Annotated in this window: 1 protein-coding gene; it reads right to left on the bottom strand. The window is 68.4% G+C overall.

From position 1 onward, the window contains the following. Window positions 1-38: 38 nt before the first annotated feature. A protein-coding gene (locus tag ACYVK7_RS17660) for an IS3 family transposase (RefSeq protein ID WP_377183469.1) occupies window positions 39-1,300 on the bottom strand; the annotation gives its coding sequence in 2 pieces (ribosomal slippage) (window positions 39-955 and window positions 955-1,300; 1,263 coding nt in all). Window positions 1,301-1,370 lie beyond the last annotated feature (70 nt).

Genomic DNA, 1,370 nt, shown 5'->3' on the forward strand with positions numbered 1-1,370 from the left:
GGGCCTTCGCCCCGAGAAGTGGACACGTCTTCGTGTGGTCAGGCGGCCAGCCGTAGCGTAGCCGGGTCGGTTTCGTGTTCGTAGTCGATGGGGCTCTGGTTCCCGAGCCGGGAATGCGGTCGGCGCAGGTTGTAGCGCGTGATCCAGCGGAACACTGCGAGGCGGCAGGCGCGGGCATCGTCGAACGCGGGTGCGCCGGCCAGGGTCTCGCGTTTCAGCGTGGCGTTGAACGACTCGGCCAGGGCGTTGTCGGCGCTGGTGCCGACCGCGCCCATGGACTGAGTCACCTGCAGCCGGCCGCACAGCTGCGCGTAGTCCTTCGATCCGTACTGGGCTCCGTGGTCGCTGTGAAAGATTGCTCCGGCCAGCGAACCCCGCTCGGCTACGGCGGCCTGCAGGGCGTCGGTGACCAGCTCGGTGCGCATGTGATCGGCCAGCGACCAGCCCACGAGACGGCGCGAGTACAGGTCGATCACCGTCGCCAGATACAAGAACTGCCCGCCACCGATCGGCAGGTAGGTGATGTCGCCGACATACCGGCGGTTGGGTGCCGGAGCGGTGAAGTCCCGCTTGATCAGGTCGGCCACCTTCTGCCCGGACGGGTCCGGGACCGTGGTCCGTACCCGTCGGCGCAGCCGGATCCCCGCGATGCCGTGCTCGCGCATCACACGAGCGACCCGTTTGTGGTTCACCGGCGGCCCGACCGGGTCGGTCTTACGCAGCTCGGTCGTGACCCGCGGCGAGCCAAGAGCCGGATCCTCCTTCAGCAGGGCCCGGATCCGTGCCGCCAGCCCGGCATCAGCCCTGGCCCGGGCGGCACGACCAGCGGCACCGTCGCGCCACTTGTAGTAGCTCGACCGGTTGATCTCAAGAACCTGGCACAGCCGCTTCACCGAGTAGGTGGGATGGTGCTCGGCGACGAACTGGAAGCGGCTCACCAGGTCGTCTCTCCCGCGAAATACTTCGCGGCCTTGCGCAGGATCTCCCGCTCGGTGGCGAGCTTGCGCTTGTCAGCCTCCAGGCGAGCGTTGGCTGCCTCGAGCTCGGCGACCCGTGCCTCCAGCTGCCCGACCCGGCCACCGGAACGCACCGCCGGCTCGCCGGGCGTCGTGCCCGCTGCCGGACCGGCCGTCACGGCGGCCTGCCCGCGCTGCTCAGCCGCGCGGCGCACCCATAACCGCAACGTCTCTCGCGAGACGCCCAAGTCCCGGGCGATCCCCTTGATCGTCGCCCCGGGTGTGGACTCGTACAAGGCCACAGCATCGGCCTTGAACTCCTCCGGATAGTTCTTCATAGCCATGCGGATCAAACTCGCTTCCTCTGGATCCACGATCCAGTATCAGCGTGTCCACCAAACGGGGTGAAGCCCC

This window comes from Promicromonospora xylanilytica (genome assembly GCF_054782895.1).